This window comes from Aequorivita sediminis (genome assembly GCF_032080575.2).
Classification (GTDB): Bacteria; Bacteroidota; Bacteroidia; order Flavobacteriales; family Flavobacteriaceae; genus Aequorivita; species Aequorivita sediminis.
Genome location: NZ_JAVLSO020000009.1, coordinates 71,413 through 88,851, shown reverse-complemented (window position 1 = coordinate 88,851; position 17,439 = coordinate 71,413). Strand labels below are relative to the sequence as shown.

Annotated in this window: 9 protein-coding genes; 8 read left to right on the top strand and 1 reads right to left on the bottom strand. The window is 33.3% G+C overall.

Going from position 1 to position 17,439, the window contains the following annotated elements:
* Positions 1 to 473 precede the first annotated feature (473 nt).
* The 4 genes from RT250_RS12245 to RT250_RS12230 all read left to right on the top strand — a co-directional run bounded on the left by RT250_RS12245 (position 474) and on the right by RT250_RS12230 (position 5,187).
* A complete protein-coding gene (locus tag RT250_RS12245) occupies positions 474 to 1,145 on the top strand; it encodes a hypothetical protein (protein ID WP_221442765.1) in 672 nt (223 codons plus the stop codon).
* A 580-nt stretch (positions 1,146 to 1,725) separates the two neighbouring features.
* Complete coding sequence (locus RT250_RS12240) at positions 1,726 to 2,595, top strand: DUF4238 domain-containing protein (protein WP_313115082.1); 870 nt, start codon at positions 1,726 to 1,728, stop codon at positions 2,593 to 2,595.
* A 106-nt stretch (positions 2,596 to 2,701) separates the two neighbouring features.
* Positions 2,702 to 3,577 (top strand): hypothetical protein, encoded by an 876-nt coding sequence (locus RT250_RS12235; RefSeq protein WP_313115080.1) that lies wholly within the window; start codon positions 2,702 to 2,704, stop codon positions 3,575 to 3,577.
* A 191-nt stretch (positions 3,578 to 3,768) separates the two neighbouring features.
* Positions 3,769 to 5,187, top strand: a complete 1,419-nt coding sequence (locus RT250_RS12230) for a DUF8370 family protein (protein ID WP_313115078.1) — start codon at positions 3,769 to 3,771, stop codon at positions 5,185 to 5,187.
* Between the two features lie 250 nt (positions 5,188 to 5,437).
* On the opposite strand, the gene RT250_RS12225 is transcribed toward RT250_RS12230, so the two are convergent.
* Positions 5,438 to 5,710 (bottom strand): hypothetical protein, encoded by a 273-nt coding sequence (locus RT250_RS12225; RefSeq protein WP_313115077.1) that lies wholly within the window; start codon positions 5,708 to 5,710, stop codon positions 5,438 to 5,440.
* Between the two features lie 400 nt (positions 5,711 to 6,110).
* On the opposite strand from RT250_RS12225, the gene RT250_RS12220 reads away from it, so the two are divergent.
* The 4 genes from RT250_RS12220 to RT250_RS12205 are packed head-to-tail and all read left to right on the top strand — an operon-like array spanning position 6,111 to position 17,385.
* Entirely contained in the window at positions 6,111 to 7,112 is a 1,002-nt protein-coding gene (locus RT250_RS12220) for a helix-turn-helix transcriptional regulator (RefSeq protein WP_313115076.1), read from the top strand.
* A gap of 60 nt (positions 7,113 to 7,172) precedes the next feature.
* On the top strand, positions 7,173 to 8,435 hold the full coding sequence (locus tag RT250_RS12215; RefSeq protein ID WP_313115074.1) for a DUF2130 domain-containing protein: 1,263 nt from the start codon (positions 7,173 to 7,175) through the stop codon (positions 8,433 to 8,435).
* A gap of 12 nt (positions 8,436 to 8,447) precedes the next feature.
* Positions 8,448 to 11,471, top strand: coding sequence for a hypothetical protein (locus RT250_RS12210; protein WP_313115073.1), 3,024 nt, complete (start codon positions 8,448 to 8,450; stop codon positions 11,469 to 11,471).
* 4 nt (positions 11,472 to 11,475) lie between these two features.
* Positions 11,476 to 17,385, top strand: coding sequence for a DEAD/DEAH box helicase (locus RT250_RS12205; RefSeq protein ID WP_313115071.1), 5,910 nt, complete (start codon positions 11,476 to 11,478; stop codon positions 17,383 to 17,385).
* Positions 17,386 to 17,439 lie beyond the last annotated feature (54 nt).

The following is a 17,439-nucleotide window of genomic DNA, read 5'->3' as shown; positions in this document are numbered from 1 at the left end:
TTTTTATGGGTGTGAGGGAAACCTTATGTTTTTAATTGAAAGAATTTGTAAATTAGTTGGGTTGTTGATTGTGTTATGGTTGAAGGATGCTAAATCATCCTTTGGGAATAGTTTTAGAGGGATTACAGGAATAGGGAAGGGAACGCGTGGGGACTCGCACATTAGCAGGGGGCTTTTAAAGGAACTTATACGACAAATTACAATCAATTTATAGATGAAGATACTCGATTAAAAAGTAAAGATATGAACGATTTAAAAGTTGTTTGGACACCTGAAAAAATAATCTTTGCTGATGGAACAACTTTTGAATAAAATCTATGACAACAGTGGCGATAAGCAAAGTTAAGAGCTAACCCATTCAAGTACTCATAGCCGAGGTCTTTATAGGCAAGCTAAATTATTTGCCGGTCCTAAAATGAACAAACTATTATACACAGAAATCGATGATATTATTAAAATCCTTGTACCCTTTGTTGTCTAAATCAAAAGCTAGTGATAATAGAAAAGCTAGCGATTTAACAGACAAAACCGAAAATTATATTGGGTTGGACTCAAATAAAATTAAGTTATTACAAAAAAAATATAACTGTGATGACCAAGAAGAATTAGTTATTAAATTGCAGGAAAAGGAATTGTATAATGAGGAATTTACGGAAGAAGAAAAAATTTTTTATGACAATCCTGAATGGGAATTTATAAAAAGTATTGCGGAACTGGGTTTCATTCTATATAGAGAACATCAATACGGTAAGTCGGTAGCTATAAACGAATTAATAGAGGGCTATTACCAAATTCACTTAGATGAACATCAAAATCCTTTCAAAGAATTAATAAATTTTACTCTGAAGTATTTTGATAGGTTTTTTGTTGAAAACCCAATAGAGGCTGAGAAATTATTAAAACATTCATTTCCAACTATGCACTTATATATTAAGCGACAAATTTCCACCCAGAAAAGCGAAATAACAAGTAGGGTTCCCATTGATGAGCAAAGAGCATTTGATGAGTTTTTAATCTTTTGCAAAAACGCTTTTTGTTCGCATTATCCAGATAAAACTATTCGGGACGAACGAATAAAATATAATTTCAAAATTTTTCATAACAGCTTAATTCAATTTATCGATGCTGAAGAAGCAAACTTATAAAATGTCAGCCCACAACATATGTGTATAAACTTTAGCATTCAAATGTCGCATAAAATTTGCTTCTTTTTAGCCCATTTGTTGTCATAAAATATAAACATAGACACAGCTATGCTTAGTTTTTCTTCCTAAACTGAACTAAAAATAATTCAAATTTTTCATACAACTTTTAAAAGTTAAATTGGTATAAGTGCCGGAGGGGGTGTGTTTGATTATTAGTTTATCCTGTATTTGTTGTTTTGGATTGGCAATTATAAGTTTTAGGTGAAATTTTACCTACCCTTCCGAACTTTGATGTATTCACTACTTGTTGTTATAAAGTCCTTAATTTTTTTCTTATTATAATTATTTGTTCCTAACGATTTTTGGGTTTGTTGGTGCTACATTCATATTATTTAGGTGTAATTGTTGACAATTATTGGATAGGTTGTGGTTTCCCGTAATAAAGTTTAAATAATTTATGTTAAGTTTGAATGTGATAGTATTATAATATCTTGTATATGCGATATATACGCCATGAATTAATATAATGCTTCGGGTATACTTATGTTGGCAAACATTTGACTCACTCAACTCAATCTGAATGAAAAATCTATCTCGGAAACACCATTATTTACCTGTTTTTTACTTGAAAGGTTTTGCTAAGGAATCAAATAAATTTAAAATCTATAATGTTCAGGATAAAAGGTTTATTAAAAAAGGTAAGGAGTTTTCACCAAAATCTTACTTCTATGAAAAAGATGGAAACACAATAAACTTCACAGGATCTAAAAACGATTTCTTAGAAACTGAACATTATAGCCATTTTGATAATAATATTGCAAAGCTATTTGAAAAGATAAACTCATCCAGTAATGGCAATCGATTCAATATAGATGAAAATGATATGCCCGCTATAAATCATTTTGTCAGTTTAATGTATTGGCGTTTACCTCACAGAATGGAAGAATTGAAAAGCATTATAAAAAATAATAATTTAAATACTTTAGGTTTTGCAATAAAGGATTCCAATGGTATTAAGGATAAAAAGGTTGAAGAAGAGTTTAAAAATAGTGAGCCTTTTTTAAAAAGCTATAAGTATTGCAATTCATTAATTGATTCAATGAGAGGATTTGATTGTAGAACGCCATATACAATTTTAGAAACCACAGATAAATCTCCATTTCTATGTTCTGATAATCCTGTGATTTTTGAGATGGACATCCTGCCAAAAGTTTATGAAGATGATTACCTATTTCCGTTATCTGGAAATAGATTATTTATAAAAACTAATAAGACGAAAAATTTTCCGGCTTATTTAAGATTTATGGTAGATACTTTAGTCTATAAACAAGCTATGAAATATGTAAGCTGTACTGATGAAAGATATATTGATAAATTAGAGAATAACTTTGAAAAATCTAACATTTCTGTTAACGATTTAAGAGCAGATATATTTAACGTACTCAAATGAAAGGTTACAGAACACAATAATAACCGCAAATTTAGATGTATGGATATCTCCAATGCATTTACAACCATCTTTACTCATCAATTGATGAGAATAAACGCAAATTAAAATGAAAAATATAACACCTCTTCTTATAATAATACTTTTCACAAGTTGCAATTCTAACCATAAAGAAAATAAAGTTTCTTCTGAAATAAGGACTGATAATGATTTAGGCAAATTAAATTTAAAAGGAAGTGTAAAGTCCATCAAACAGATTCCTTATGACGCTTTTGATATTTTTGGTGAATTACAAAAGGGTGAAGTCAATAACGTTGGTAGTACTTATTTTTTTCTAGAATTCAATGAATACGGAAATGAGATCGAAAAACTATATTACAATTCAGATGGTACTGTTGACGATAAATGGATTACTAAATACGATGAGGAAGGAAATGAGATTGAAAATAATAATTTTAGTTCTGATGGGAGTCTCTTATTGAAGCTAATACATAAATTTGATAATAAGGGGCACCGTATCGAAAGTAGTACTTATAATTCAGATGGTCGTGTTAATAGTAACTCAACTCATAAATATGATGAAAAAGGAAATTATATCGAATCTATATCACATATTTCTGATGGTTATTCTGCTAAGAAAGAAACATATAGTTACGATGATAACGGAAATGTGATAGAAAAAAACGGTTATGAAGCGGATGGTAGTCTAAGATTTAAATTCTTATTTCATTATGATGATAAAGGAAATAAAATTGAAGATAATTACATCACGTCTGATCACACTAGAAACTCAACTTTTAAATATGATAATAAGGGAAATGTAATAGAAGAATTGGAAAGCATCAATAAAAGTGAGAGTATACTGAATAAATACACTTATGAATACGATGAAAAGGATAATTGGATTAAAAAAGTTGTTTATAAAAATCTTACTCCAACTGTTATATTGGAACGAGATATAGTGTATTATGAATTAAATGAGTAATATATGAAACTGTGAATATCCGTGTAACTAAAAAACGTTTGCCAACAAGAGTATAAACGCAATAGCGGAGCTAGTGCTTTACTAAAGTAATTTTATAAATTAAAAGACAGTTATAAACCCAAAAGCAAGTGTCAAAATCCCGCTACAGCGCTTATACCAAACGTTATGTGTAAGCCAAGAAAAATCGAGATATGCCAAGAAAAATCAGTAATTTATTAAATGTATCAAGCGAAGGTTTGAGCGAAAAAGGCGTTTTCGATGGTTTCATCGACATTGACAGTAGGTTGCACGTTGACCCAAGTTTGTTGGTCATTAGTAAAATTCCTGAATTTAAGAACTCACATAATACTTTTGAAAAATACTTCAATGACGTTTTAAAACTTGTTTCTCATAGCCAAACTCGGAATGACCGATTTTGGAATGAGGCAAAAAAAAAATTACAATTTAAGGAAATTGGAAATACCGCTTTAGGATATTCGGATAGCGGAACAGGAGGAAACGCAATCGGAGAAGTTTTAGCAGGTAGAATTTTAGACACCGTTTCACTTCTTTCAAAAGCAGGAGTTAATGACCCTGCGATTTTTGAGTTGGTGGGATTAATTGAAAAAGGTATTGGTGCTGACAGAATAAGCGATATGACTATCGAGATTTTAATTGATAATTTCTGTTTATATACCCAAAGGATTGCAAAAGAATTAAATGCAAAAACCAAAAAATTCATAGTCAAAAAAAACATGTATGAACTTCCTTATGACACCCAAAATGGTAAATTCATAATTTTAGTTCCAAAAGATTTGCTAAATAATTTACCAATTGCTGTTGATTGGGATGATATAGATAGAGTTTGTAAATACAACGAAGAACTACGAGAAAAAATCAATGAATTAATTGGAGCTTCTTGGAAAAAAGCAATTCGACTTCCAAAAGCGGAACTAAAAAAATTATTTTTAGAATATCCTGAAATATTAAAAGACTTAATTAGGCAATACAGAGAAAAACCGAGAAAGGCATACGACTTCATAAATGACCCGTTAGGAGAAATAATTTGGGCGGAACTTTCCGAGAGAGCATCGGAAGAATATCCAATGAATTTAGCCAAATATCGACCGATAACAGCAAATAATATTTTAGTGGTGGTAAAGTTGATTTGTAATCAATTCGGTTCGTTAATTGAAAATAATGGTTGGTTCGACTACTTATATAATGACAAAGGACTATTAAAACCCGAACGAGCACCTCAATTACTTTTCTTCGGTATAGCGGAAGTTTATTGTATTGCCAATAATTTAGATTTAAGCAGGGAAACAAATGCTGGAGTTGGGTCATTAGACTTCAAGGTCTCACATGGCCACAACGCAAAAGTTAATGTAGAATTAAAATATTCCACCAATCCTAATTTAGTAAGCGGATTTGAAAAACAACTGCCAACTTATAATAGAGCAGAAAAAACCGATACAAGCATTTACCTTATCATAAAAACAAAGGGAAATATGAATAAGATTAAGGAAATTCAACAATTAGCGGACAAACAAAAAGCAGAGGGAAAAAGAATTCCCGAAATTATTATAATTGATGGAATGAAACAAGTGTCTGCCAGTAAACGCAAGTAATGCCTACACATAACAATGGTAACCGTTGCCCAACCCCTTAATTCCATATAAAACGAACCTATATAAGCTGTTTTTAGCGGCTTTGTTTTTATGGGTGTGAGGGAAACCTTATATTTTTCATTGAAAGAACTTGTAAATTAGTTGGGTTGCTGATTGTCTTATGTTTGAAGGATGCTGAATAATCTTTTGGAATTAGTTTTAGAGAAATAAGAGGGATTTGGAAGGGATACAATCGTGCACCAGTTGCTGGCTATTTATGGTCCCGACAAGGGCAGCTATACATTTTTAATATAAAGGAATAGCTGCTTAGTATACCCTTTTCGGGATGTTTTGCGAAACAAAGCGGAACGACTGACGAACACCTATTTTCCAATAATAGCTCTGGGGGTAGTTGTTTGGTGATGTGTTTTAATGAGGTTTTTGAGTTTTCTGTCATTTTATAGGCTTGTCTTCCTGTGATTTGTAAATCTTTTACGTTTTTAATGGTGGTTTCCATTGCCACTATGTTTAATAGTTTTCTCATTTAATCTGGGTAGAGGTTCGGGGCTTTTGACTTTAAAAAGCTACTGAAATATTTTATGTGTTTTATTTCTTTGATTTCATTCAATAATATGGAGTGTTTCTAACGCAAGAAAGCGAGGAATTGAGTTAAAATGAGTTTGTTTATTTAATATCATAAAAAAATATAGGACAAATTAATACTATTAATGGTTATTTGAATTGGATTGAGGTTTCCCGTAAAGATGGTTTGATTATGTTTTTTTATATTTGGAAGAATAAAATTAGAATTATTCACTTTAAACTATTATTCCAATGTGTAGTGTAATCGTATGTTTTGTTTGAATGATTTATACCGTTCAAGCAAAGTTTTCTGATTTTAACTTTTCCCAACAGTAAATCAAATAATTATTTTATTAATATTTATGGCAACCAACCGACATGCCCAAATTCGCTACACTATATTAGATCGCTGTTTTAGTAATTTCAATCGATTATACACTTACGATGACTTGTTAGATGCAGTTAATGATGTTTTGTATGATCTAGGAACTGAAGGCATAAAACTTCGTCAATTGCAGTATGATATCGAGCATATGAAATCTGATGCGGGATGGGCTATCGAATTAGATGAGACCATAAAAAATGGTCGTAAAAAAGCATTTCGTTATGTGGATAAAGATTTTTCAATAGCGAATCATCCCTTAAATGTTAATGATTTGGAGCAATTGGAAACCACCATCGCCATATTATCACGATACAAGAATCGAGCAGAGTTTAATTGGTTGGAAGAGCTTATTCCTCGAATGGAGCAAGCTTTTAAGTTCGTTGCAAAGGGTGACAATGGAATTGTAAGTTATCAAGAAAATTTAGATTTAAAGGGTCGTGAGCATATTGGTACACTATTTAATCTCATCTTAAAGCGTAAACAAATTAGAATTTCTTACGAGCCTTACAGAAAACCTCAGTTTTCTGTGGTTGTTTTTCCGTATCATGTAAAGCAATTTAACAATCGGTGGTTTTTGTTTTGCTACACTAAAGAGTTTCAGTCGATTTCAAATTATCCTTTAGATCGTATTTTGAGCATAGAGGAATTAGTAGATGGCTTTGAAGCGAGTACCATTAATTGGTTAGATTATTTTGACGATATCATAGGGGTTACAAAACCGGAAGTGGGTACGTTAGAAAAGATCCATTTGAAATTTTCTGAACAACGTATTGATTATGTATTGACCAAGCCGTTACACGGATCCCAGAAACAAGATAAATCTGACAAGGATGGACGAACGGTAACGATTGAAGTTTTTCCTAATAACGAGTTGTATCAGTTGTTGTTGTCATACGGTGCTGATGTTGAAGTGTTGGCGCCTGACGTAGTTAGAGAAGAAATCGCTTTAAGAATCAAAAATATGAATACTATTTATTAACACGCAAATGTATTGCATGGTTGGGTTTCATCTTTGTATGGAATTTAAAAATGATAATCTATGAAATCACAAATCACATGTCCAAATTGCGAAACTTCTATCGATGTTAATGATGTTTTAAAAAATCAGCTAGAACACAGTATCCGGAAAGAATTTGCACTCAAAGAAGTTGAGGTTAAAAAAGTATTGGATAAAAAGGCAGAGCAATTAGCTCAAGAAAAAACAGAGTTTTTAAAGCAAAAGGAACAAGCTGCCGAAATTTTTCAAGCGCAATTGGATAAAGAGCTTAAAACCAAGCTTGCTGCAAAAGAAGAGGAGCTTAAAAAGAAACTACAATCTGAAAGTGATGAGCAACTACAGGCTTTAAATAAGGAGTTGGATGAGAAGTCCGAAAAACTCAAGGATTTTAATAAGAACATAGTTGAAATCGAACGTCTAAAACGTGAAAAGAGTGAACTAGCAGATTCCATAAGAGCAGAGCAAGAAAGGGTATTTAATGAGAAATTGGATGAAGAGCGTAATAAAATTAAAAAACAAATTGATGACTCCAACGAATTAAAAATAAAGGAATTTGAGAAGAAATTAGCCGACCAGAAGAAGCTAATGGAGGAGATGCAACGGAAACATGAGCAGGGATCTATGCAATTGCAAGGGGAGGTGATGGAGTTGGCTATTGAGGAATGGCTAGCCAATCAGTTTCCATTAGATACCATTGATGAAATAAAAAAAGGGGCTAATGGTGCTGATTGTCTTCAAATTGTGAACACCAGGGAATTACACAACTGTGGTACTATATATTATGAAAGTAAACGTACTAAAGCATTTCAACTAGGTTGGATTGAGAAGTTTAAAAATGATATCCGCGATAAGAATGCTAATATTGGTGTTTTGGTTACAGAAGTAATGCCCGCAGATATGGACCGGATGGGGATGCGAGATGGAATTTGGATATGTACTTATGAGGAGTTTAAAGGGTTAAGTTCGGTTTTGCGTCATGGAATAATACAATTGAGTAGCGCTCTAGTATCTCAGGAAAACAAGGGTGATAAAATGGAAATGCTTTATGATTTTTTAACCAGCAATGAATTTAAATTGCAAATGGAGGGGATTGTTGAAGGTTTTTCGCAAATGCAAAGTGATTTGCAGAAGGAAAAAAACGCTATGAAACGCATTTGGAAACAACGAGAGAAACAAATAGATAAAGTGGTATCAAATACTGTTCACATGTATGGATCTATCCGCGGCATTGCTGGAAACGCCGTGCAATCTATTCATGCGTTGGAATTAGATAGTGAAACTTTAGAATTAGATACTAATATTTAATAACCTGAAATTATGAGCTTTTTTCCATCACTTCTTACTAAGAATGAATTGTCTTCTCATGATGGCCGGCCTTTATGGCGGTATTTTTTAAATGAGCAAGATTTCGAAAATTTACGTGAGACGTTGCAGTTCGCAAAACCATATAATATAGATGCTAGAGATGCAGCTTTATATTATGCCGAATGGTGGAAACGTAATTATGATGGAGGAATTCCAAAAATAGAAACTGTATTTGACTCAATAGGTGGTAATTTTCAATATCTCTATGATTATAATAAATTTTACAAATTAGCAAAAAAAGGGGGTCAAATGCTAGGCCTTAAGTGGATTGTTAAGCAAAACACTTTACGTTTTAAAACGCTGCTGCTCCAGGGTGGGCTGCCATTAACACATATTAGTAAAAATGAAGGTGGCTATTTAAACTTTTTATTGGCAGTTCTAGAAGAACAGCCAGAAACTATAGAAGATTTCATTTTTCAACAACATATTATCAGCCATTTACCTGCTTCTAGTCAAAATGATACTGTTTATGAAAATTGTTTTGAGATTGTTCGCTCGATACTTAATAAGGAAAGTGTTTATGATGATTTATTAAACTCAGATGATACGTTAAAGACTATTTCTGGTAAACTTAAGATACGTGCTAATGAATTAGAAAGAAAAACCAGACTTACAAAACCGAAAAATTATTGGTTGATGAGGAAAATTGATGATGCGGTAAATATTCATTTAACGCTTGGTCTAGCCTCAACTTATACAAAAGAAGCGCTTGGTAGTATTTTAGGTCTTGACATTAAGGAAGGAGAATATCAATTCTATCTAAATGACAAATTAATCTGTGTTTTTAGAAAATTATACTCAGGTAATTATAAAACGGATTGGTACAATCACGATAGTCATAATTGGGATGGTGATGACGCACTTTCAAACGCTTATGTGATAGTTGATGGTAATAAGTACGAGGTTCCAGATTTTATTCAAATAACACCTTCACTTGACGAGCCTTCTCTCTGGTCTCGATACTCTGAAAATGAATGGCGTTTAATAAAGGGAAATGGTAGTACAGACAAAAGTGCAGCGGTTTTAATGCCTTTAAGTTGGTCTTCAGAAGTTGAGAGTGGAAGGGTCAAGGTTCTTGATGGATATATGAATTGGTTAGAGTTTGAAGGGGAAGTACTAATCCAAAATAGTGAGGAAGAAAGAAAATATTTAAGCGATGTTGAATCCTTTGATTGGACAATTGAAAGTAAAAAACCTAGATGGATGCAACGTTCTAACATGCCGGTGGTTCGAGATTCATTTAGGATATTTCTATATGATGCTAGTAATAAAATAGTTCCATCTTCAAAATATGAAGTTTGGGTAAAGGCTCATAAGTTTAGTATGGACTGGGAGAAATTATCTGATGTGAAAATACTACCAGTAGGCTGTATCAATGTTAAGATAGAGATGAATGGTTTAACCGCTTATGATTTAGTTTATAATATTGGAAACTTGACTTTAGAGCTCATAGAGGCTGCTATTGATAGTGCAGAACTTGTAGTAAATGGATTAAATACTTTGGACTTTAAGCTATATGAAACTCCATTGTTTGATGTCAGTTGTAGTTCAAACAGGTTTGCTCTAAGAGTAAACACGGAGCATTTTAAGATTCCTACTTTAGTAAAGGGGGCTATAGGAATTCGTTCTCAAAGGAAGCTTCATTTTCAGATGGTATCACCTTTTCGAGGAATGGCATTAGTCGATAGGGAGGGTAACATAGTAGAGGAATACGAAAACCTTTCTTTAAAAAACTTATATGGGTTACGGCTCTTAACAACCCCAGGGAAACAAACAATTCTATCAATAAGAAATAAAGTGAATTCGGATGTAAAGATTTCTAAAGTGATTACACAAACCTATCAACCTTTAATAGCGTATAGAGATGAAATGGTTCGATTGTTTTATTTAGGCGATGCTATGGATCATAAAAACAGGGTGTGTTTAGAGCTAAAGGAAGGTAGCAAGCAAAAGAGCTATGATATATCTGGTTTTTCACATAGGTTAGATTTAAACGAAGAAGATGGAACGATTCAACTTTCACATTTAGAAAACACTTTAGAATTATTGGCAATTCCTATAAAGGATTCATTAATGGATATCACTACTGTTCCTTTATTTAGAGAGGGGCTGTGTTATCAAATTCCTCAATACCAAGATGTAAAACAATGGATTGTTATTTCCTCAAAGGAAGATGGAAACCAATTGATGCCTAGGTTTGTAAATACTGATCCGAATTATGCTGGTATGGAAAAGGAAGAAAGAATTAGAAACTATGGGGAACAACTTCTTAATAGTTTTTTTGATGCTATTATTTGGCAGCAGCTTTTGGCTTTTTATACAATTTGTTCTAAAAATGGCTATGACATACCCTTTTCAACTTTCGATCAATTTAGAGCGTTGGTTTCAAATTCGAAAGTAGCCGCGAAAGCATTTTTATTTATTAGTGTAAATCAAGTGGATCAGGAAACTCTGTTGCAAAAGGACCTTCCAGAAATGGAAAAAGACCTAGGGATGTGTTTCCATTGGATAGCAAGGGGAGATTGGGAAAGCGCTTTAAATGATATAAGCGAGTTCTATGGAGGCGAATATTTTCAATCTTACCTAGAGTTAATTTCTAGTTATATGCAAGAGAATGGATTTGGAGAGGTATTTAGTGTAATGATGGGAAATAATAATCAAGTTGGAACTATTTCTCATATGCGAATTAATGAACTCCGGTCTCGTCTAGGGCAAAGAGTTCTTGAAGAACTTCCAATAAACGTGCCTAGAGTAACAAGCGAATATAATATTCCAATCAAAGAACATAGCCGGGTACAACTTTTAGTAAACTCCCCGATAGCGGTAGCCGAATCCATAAAGGATGTACCAACTCAATACCCCATATGGGGAGTTAATACACTAGTAAATACCATTAGAAGAAATATCCAATACAGTCAATTTATAAGTCCTGAATTTTATAAAGAGACAATTTTACACGTACTAAACACTAACTAATCTGATGAATTTTAAAGAATTTTATACTAAAACAGAAAATCGATTAACAGATTCTATTCTATCGCTTTGGGCAACTGGTGATAAGGAAATGCAAGATTATTTTAAGTTTTTGTTGGAAGAGGAGCCAATAATGGCGGAAGCTGTTTTTCAAAATACATTCCCTTGGGAGCCAGGTGAAATTACTTTTGGAGAGTCAACCTCAACTTTTAAACAGGAGTTTATCGATGCATTAGATAAAATTAAAGACGAAGATTTTAAATTTCCTAAAGATAGGAGGCCTTATAAGCATCAACTAAAAAGTTGGGATGCCTTATTGAATAGGAATAAATCTATAGCTGTTACTACTGGAACCGGTTCTGGTAAAACTGAATGTTTTATGTTGCCGGTATTGCAGGATATTCATGAAAATTGTAGAGAGCAACAAGGTGTTAATGCTATTTTTCTTTATCCATTAAATGCATTAATTGCTAGTCAAAGAAAAAGAATGCATGCGTGGTGTTCTGCTCTGGGAGGAATTAATTATGCTTTATTAACTGGGGAAACTGAAAACACTATTAACTACAATGTTGGCGAAAGAGCTCTACCTCAATTACTTTCAAGATCACAAATTAGAGAAACACCGCCTCAAATTTTATTTACAAATCCGACGATGTTAGAGTATATGTTGGTGAGAAATGCTGACGTGCCGATTCTAGAAAAATCGAAAGGTAAATTACGTTGGATTCTTTTGGACGAGGCGCATACATTAACAGGTTCAAAGGCAGCAGAAACGGCTCTTTTAATTCGTAGAGTTGCAGATGCTTTTGATGTAGATATAGATAATTTAAGATTTGCAATTACTTCCGCCACTGTTGGAGATGGTAATGGTGAGCAATTAAAGAAGTTTATGTCAGATTTGTGTGGTATTGAAACGGATCAAATAGAGGTGATTTCTGGAGAAAGAGTAAACAATCAAATAAAGGATACGGATATTCAAGAACTTTCCCCAGTACTTACTAAAAATAACATTAAGATCTTAAGGGACGAGATATTAGAAAAACAAGCTTTAAGGCAAACTGAAATAGGCGACAAATTAGGAGTTAAGGATCCAATGCAACAGTTAGAAATTATAGATGTTTTAGCAGAGCAGAGGATAAATAATCACAATTTGCTTCCTGTAAGAGGCCATTTTTTTACACGAGGTATTGGTGGTGTTTATGTATGTACAAATTCTGAGTGTGACAAGCACAAGGAGAATAAGCCTAAGAATGCTTTAGGAACCATGTACACCATTGCAGGAAAGAAATGTAGTTGTAATTATCCTTTGTTGGAATTAGTTGCATGTAGATCTTGCGCTAATTTAATGCTAGAGGGTGAAAACGTTAAACATAAAAATGGGAAAAGCGAAATTAGGCAGAAAGCAGGAGTTGGGCACGAAGCCTTTCATTTAGATGATGATAATCATGAAGATGAAGTAGAGTCTGACGAAAATGATGGAAAGTCAGATGGGATAGTGCATATAGTGAGGAGAAGAGAAAACCAGAAACTGCACAATATTGAATTATTACCATGTGGTATAGATAAGGATAGTCTGATACTATCTGGAGAAGACTGGTGGGTTGCTGATAATGGTAGATGTCCACATTGTAATTCACAGAATGGAAATCCAATTCATTTTCGTGTATCATCAGCATTTACCAATAGGATTTTAGCGGATATTATTTTAGACCAAACACAGACTTCTAATAATAAGACGCCACAGACGCTCCATGAAGGAAGAAAATACATTTCATTTACAGATAGTCGACAAGGCACAGCTAAAATTTCTGCATTTATAAATATAGATAGTGAAAGTGATTGGATTCGATATCAGGCCTATCATTTTTCATTGAATAGATTAGCATCAAATAAGCTTGATGCAAGTCAGGAGGAACTTCTTAAGGCTAGAGCAGCGCTTATAGAGCAATTGGACAACGCAATGCCTTTTATGAAAAAAGGATATCAAGAACAACTTAATACTATAAATAATGAACTTGATAAAAAAGGAACGACTTCAAATATAGAAAGCAGGTCTTCCTGGAGTGATGTGATTGATTATATAACCCCAAAGAAAGACTTTAAAACCTTATTCGATAAGGCTGCAAGAGGCGAAGATATTAAGGATAATAACCGCACTTATGCCACTTCCTTATTGTTTGATCAATTTGCAAGAAGAAAGCCGAGAGAACGCTCACTAGAGAATTTGGGATTATTAAATTTAGTTTACCCAGCTTTAGATAATGTGACTTTGCCAGAAGCCGCAGAAAGATTGAAGATAACCATAGAAGAATGGAGAGACTTATTGAAGATAGCTGTAGATTATTCTATTCGCTATCCCTTTCATATTATCTATGATGATTCATTAAGAAATTTTTCTTCTGCTTTTCATCGTTCATTTCCTATATATCCTAGTGATTCTGATGAGCCAAATGCTAAAACATGGCCGCAGTATAATTCTAATAGCATTACTCAGTCACGTTTAGTTTTATTGATATGTGCTGGCTTAGGATGGCATTCAAAAGAAGATATTACAAAAGATAGAGAAGATGAAATAAACGAGTTGTTAAAGGCAATTTGGGTAGTTCTCCGTTCAAATTTGTTAACCTTTGATAATAATGGATATAAACTAAATCTTGTAGAGAAATCTAAATTTGAAATTGCAGGTGTTGAATATTTGTGTCCGGTAAAACGAAGACTGTTAGATAAGGTATTTAGAGGGTATTCGCCATGGTTAAAAGGACATTTGACTCCTGAAAATATAGCACATTATCGAATTGATACTATTTATAATAATCAGTTTCCCATTTATCCATACCCTTATCATTTAAGCGAAAATAATGAACCAGTCGGTAAAGATCTTGTTGATAAATGGCTTGAGGAAAATAGTGTTATATCAAGAGATAAAGGTTTGTGGAATAACCTTCATGAACGAATTTTTTCTTCCAACTCCTTATTTTTAGCTGGAGAGCATTCTGCTCAACAAGATGATAAGCGCCTGAAGCAATTGGAAGCTCAATTTGAAAAAGGGGAGATTAACGTTTTAAGCTGCTCAACAACTATGGAAATGGGAGTTGATATTGGTGGGATTTCTGCTGTGGTTATGAGCAATGTACCTCCAATGCCCGCAAATTATTTACAAAGAGCTGGGCGTGCTGGTAGGCGGGCTGAGAATAAATCTATGGCATTTACATTTTGTGCTCCCAACCCTATTGGACTGCGAACTATGAATAATCCGAAATGGGCATTAGATCATAAAATTGCTTCGCCCAATCTAAAATTTGACAGCAAGAACATAGTTGAGAGACATGTTAATTCTCTCATGTTTGGAATCTTTGTTCGTCAAGGTGTAAATGAGCAAAGAGGGCTTAATGTTATTGAGAATTTAGAAAATTTCTTTATCGCGGGAGCTCCAACCGTAGGTCAATTATTCCTTAATTGGTTAGAGGCTTTAAATCCAGAAGACTATAAAATGTCATTAAATAGAATAGTAAAGGACACTCCTCTAGCAGGTATAAATGCAAAACAATTAACACGCTTGGTTTACGATAACTTTAGAAAATTATCATTTGATGTTAGAAAACAATTAGAGGAGTTTGATCTAAAGTTAATAGAATTAAACGCGGAGTTTGGAAATAATAGTCCGGCATATAAAGCGGTGACCTATCGTAAAAAGCAGTTTTTAGATAAATTTGTTTTAACCTATCTAGCAGAAGAAGGCTTTTTGCCAAATGCAGGATTGCCAACAGGCATTGTAGAATTTGATAAAATAACAATAAAAGATCTCGGTAGAAATCGAAACAGGTATGCAAGTAATCCAAGTTATACCATTGAAAGGGCTTTGACAGAGTTTGCACCTGGAAACAATATCTTAATTGATGGTCTTAACTATAAGTCATCGGGAATTGTAATGAAAAATAATCGTGGACAAACAGGTAATCGCACCTTGATTCAAGCTTGTACTAATTGTGGTTATCAAAGAAGTGTCGATTCCTTTAGAGAAGATGAGGCCTGTCCAGAATGTCAGGAAAAACATACATTTTCGGGAGTTGATTTAGATGGTCATAAAGGACGTTTTACGGAATTGGTAGAGCCGGCAGGTTTTGCTGTTGATTTGTATCAAACACCAACTAGAGTTATTTCAGAAAAATCCAATGCACAATATTTAGAGCCTTTATTACTAAACATTACCCCTTGGAAGAAAGATCAAAGCAGTTATTTAGATTTCAGGTTGAGTAACGATGAAGAGCATTCGGAAATATTGTTCTATAATATGGGGGTAGGAAAGGGGTTTAGCTTGTGTTTAGATTGTGGTCGCGTAGAGACTTCGCATGAAAAATTACAAGGCCATAGGCGTTTAAGAGGAGGGAGAAATGAAAGGGATGAAAGTTTTTGTAGCGCTAATACTGTACGTGACGACATTATTTTGGGAAACAGGTTTAAAACTGATTTCACGGAGATTCGATTAAAAAATAAGAGTGGGGCTTTTGTTAATGATGAAAAACTCGCATATTCTTTAGGTGTTATATTTACTAAAACCTTATCTAGCTATTTGGCTATTAATGAAAATGAGTTGGGGTTTGGAGTTAAACGTTATAAAAATTACCGCACAATATTTATTTATGATACTGCAAAAGGCGGGGCTGGCTATGCTTCGCAGTTTCCTATGTACACCGATGAAATTTTAAATGAAGCGTTTAAAGTTTTGTTTAATTGTGATTGTCAATCGGCTTGTACAAAATGCTTAGTGGATAGATCAACTCAATGGCACATAGAAAAATTGGATAGGGATATAGCAGCTTCGTGGATTGCGGATGCATTAAAAAGTAGCATTCCGCAAGACCTAAGGGATATTAGTCCTGATGTTAGTGGAATATTCGGAAATCTTGGAAGTGAAATTTCTCGTATGGATTATCATTTTGGAATTAAGGAAATGAATATTCACGTTAATAATGAATTAGGTAATTGGGAACTTGACAACCTATCATGGTTGGAAAATGTGAAGCGAAATGGCACTAAAATAAATCTCGTTATTGAAGGAGATATAACCTACTCTAACAACCAAGATAAAATATCTGCTTTCCGGTTGTCTCATTATTATGGATTGAAACAAGCGTCTAAAAATGCAGGTTCAAAATATCAAATTCATTTATCCCTGTTGTTGAATGATGGGAAGGTGATTAGTTATGTTTCTGAAGCTGATTTTGCAAATCTTGATAGTGCCTGGGCAGTTAATTTAGAAAGTAGCTTTTACAAATTATCAAAAAGTGAATTGCCAGAATATGAATGTTTAGAGCTTCCTGATTTATCTAGCTTAAGACTTTTTGAGGCTCGATTAAGTACAATTCCTCTCCATACTAAAAGTAGTGATCTTGCTAAACTCATGTTGGAAAATTTAGATAATGTTTCAGAGTTTTTATCTAAAATTAAGGGCAAGGAATTTACAGTTTCTTACGAGGATAAGTTTAATCAATCTGAATTTTCGTTGCGATTATTATTGCAGTTTATTGAGGAATTTCAGAAACAAGCTGATATCACTGTTTCAAATTTAATAGTACATTTTGAAAAAGGAGCTTTTGAGAAAAATAGATATCCAAGTTCTATTACTCATAATTATGCTGATTCAGAAGATTATAAATATGATCTTCAGGAACTTTCAAAAACGGGTGGTTTTGAAGTTGACTCAAAAGAGGAGTTGCATTTACCACATTACAGAGTTTTTAGTTTTAAATCAGGTAGCTTTTCTTTTGAAATTAGGATAGATGGAGGGATTGCTCATGGTTTAAGACCTGTAGATTATTTAAAGTCAGAAGAAATGACTTATGAGAACACTTCTTTTAAAATTCGAAAATATGTTAATCACGATATTATCTATAATATAAGTTTAGAAAATAATTAAACATGCAGATATGTTGCATAGATTAGTGTTTAATTTGCAGAGTAAATAATTTAG

What these genes read in the sequence shown, in the direction of transcription:
- RT250_RS12240 (WP_313115082.1), top strand. Translation starts at nt 1,726, where the DNA reads ATGAAAAATCTATCTCGGAAACACCATTATTTACCTGTTTTTTACTTG.
- RT250_RS12235 (WP_313115080.1), top strand. Translation starts at nt 2,702, where the DNA reads ATGAAAAATATAACACCTCTTCTTATAATAATACTTTTCACAAGTTGC.
- RT250_RS12230 (WP_313115078.1), top strand. Translation starts at nt 3,769, where the DNA reads ATGCCAAGAAAAATCAGTAATTTATTAAATGTATCAAGCGAAGGTTTG.
- RT250_RS12225 (WP_313115077.1), bottom strand. Translation starts at nt 5,710, where the DNA reads ATGAGAAAACTATTAAACATAGTGGCAATGGAAACCACCATTAAAAAC.
- RT250_RS12220 (WP_313115076.1), top strand. Translation starts at nt 6,111, where the DNA reads ATGGCAACCAACCGACATGCCCAAATTCGCTACACTATATTAGATCGC.
- RT250_RS12215 (WP_313115074.1), top strand. Translation starts at nt 7,173, where the DNA reads ATGAAATCACAAATCACATGTCCAAATTGCGAAACTTCTATCGATGTT.
- RT250_RS12210 (WP_313115073.1), top strand. Translation starts at nt 8,448, where the DNA reads ATGAGCTTTTTTCCATCACTTCTTACTAAGAATGAATTGTCTTCTCAT.
- RT250_RS12205 (WP_313115071.1), top strand. Translation starts at nt 11,476, where the DNA reads ATGAATTTTAAAGAATTTTATACTAAAACAGAAAATCGATTAACAGAT.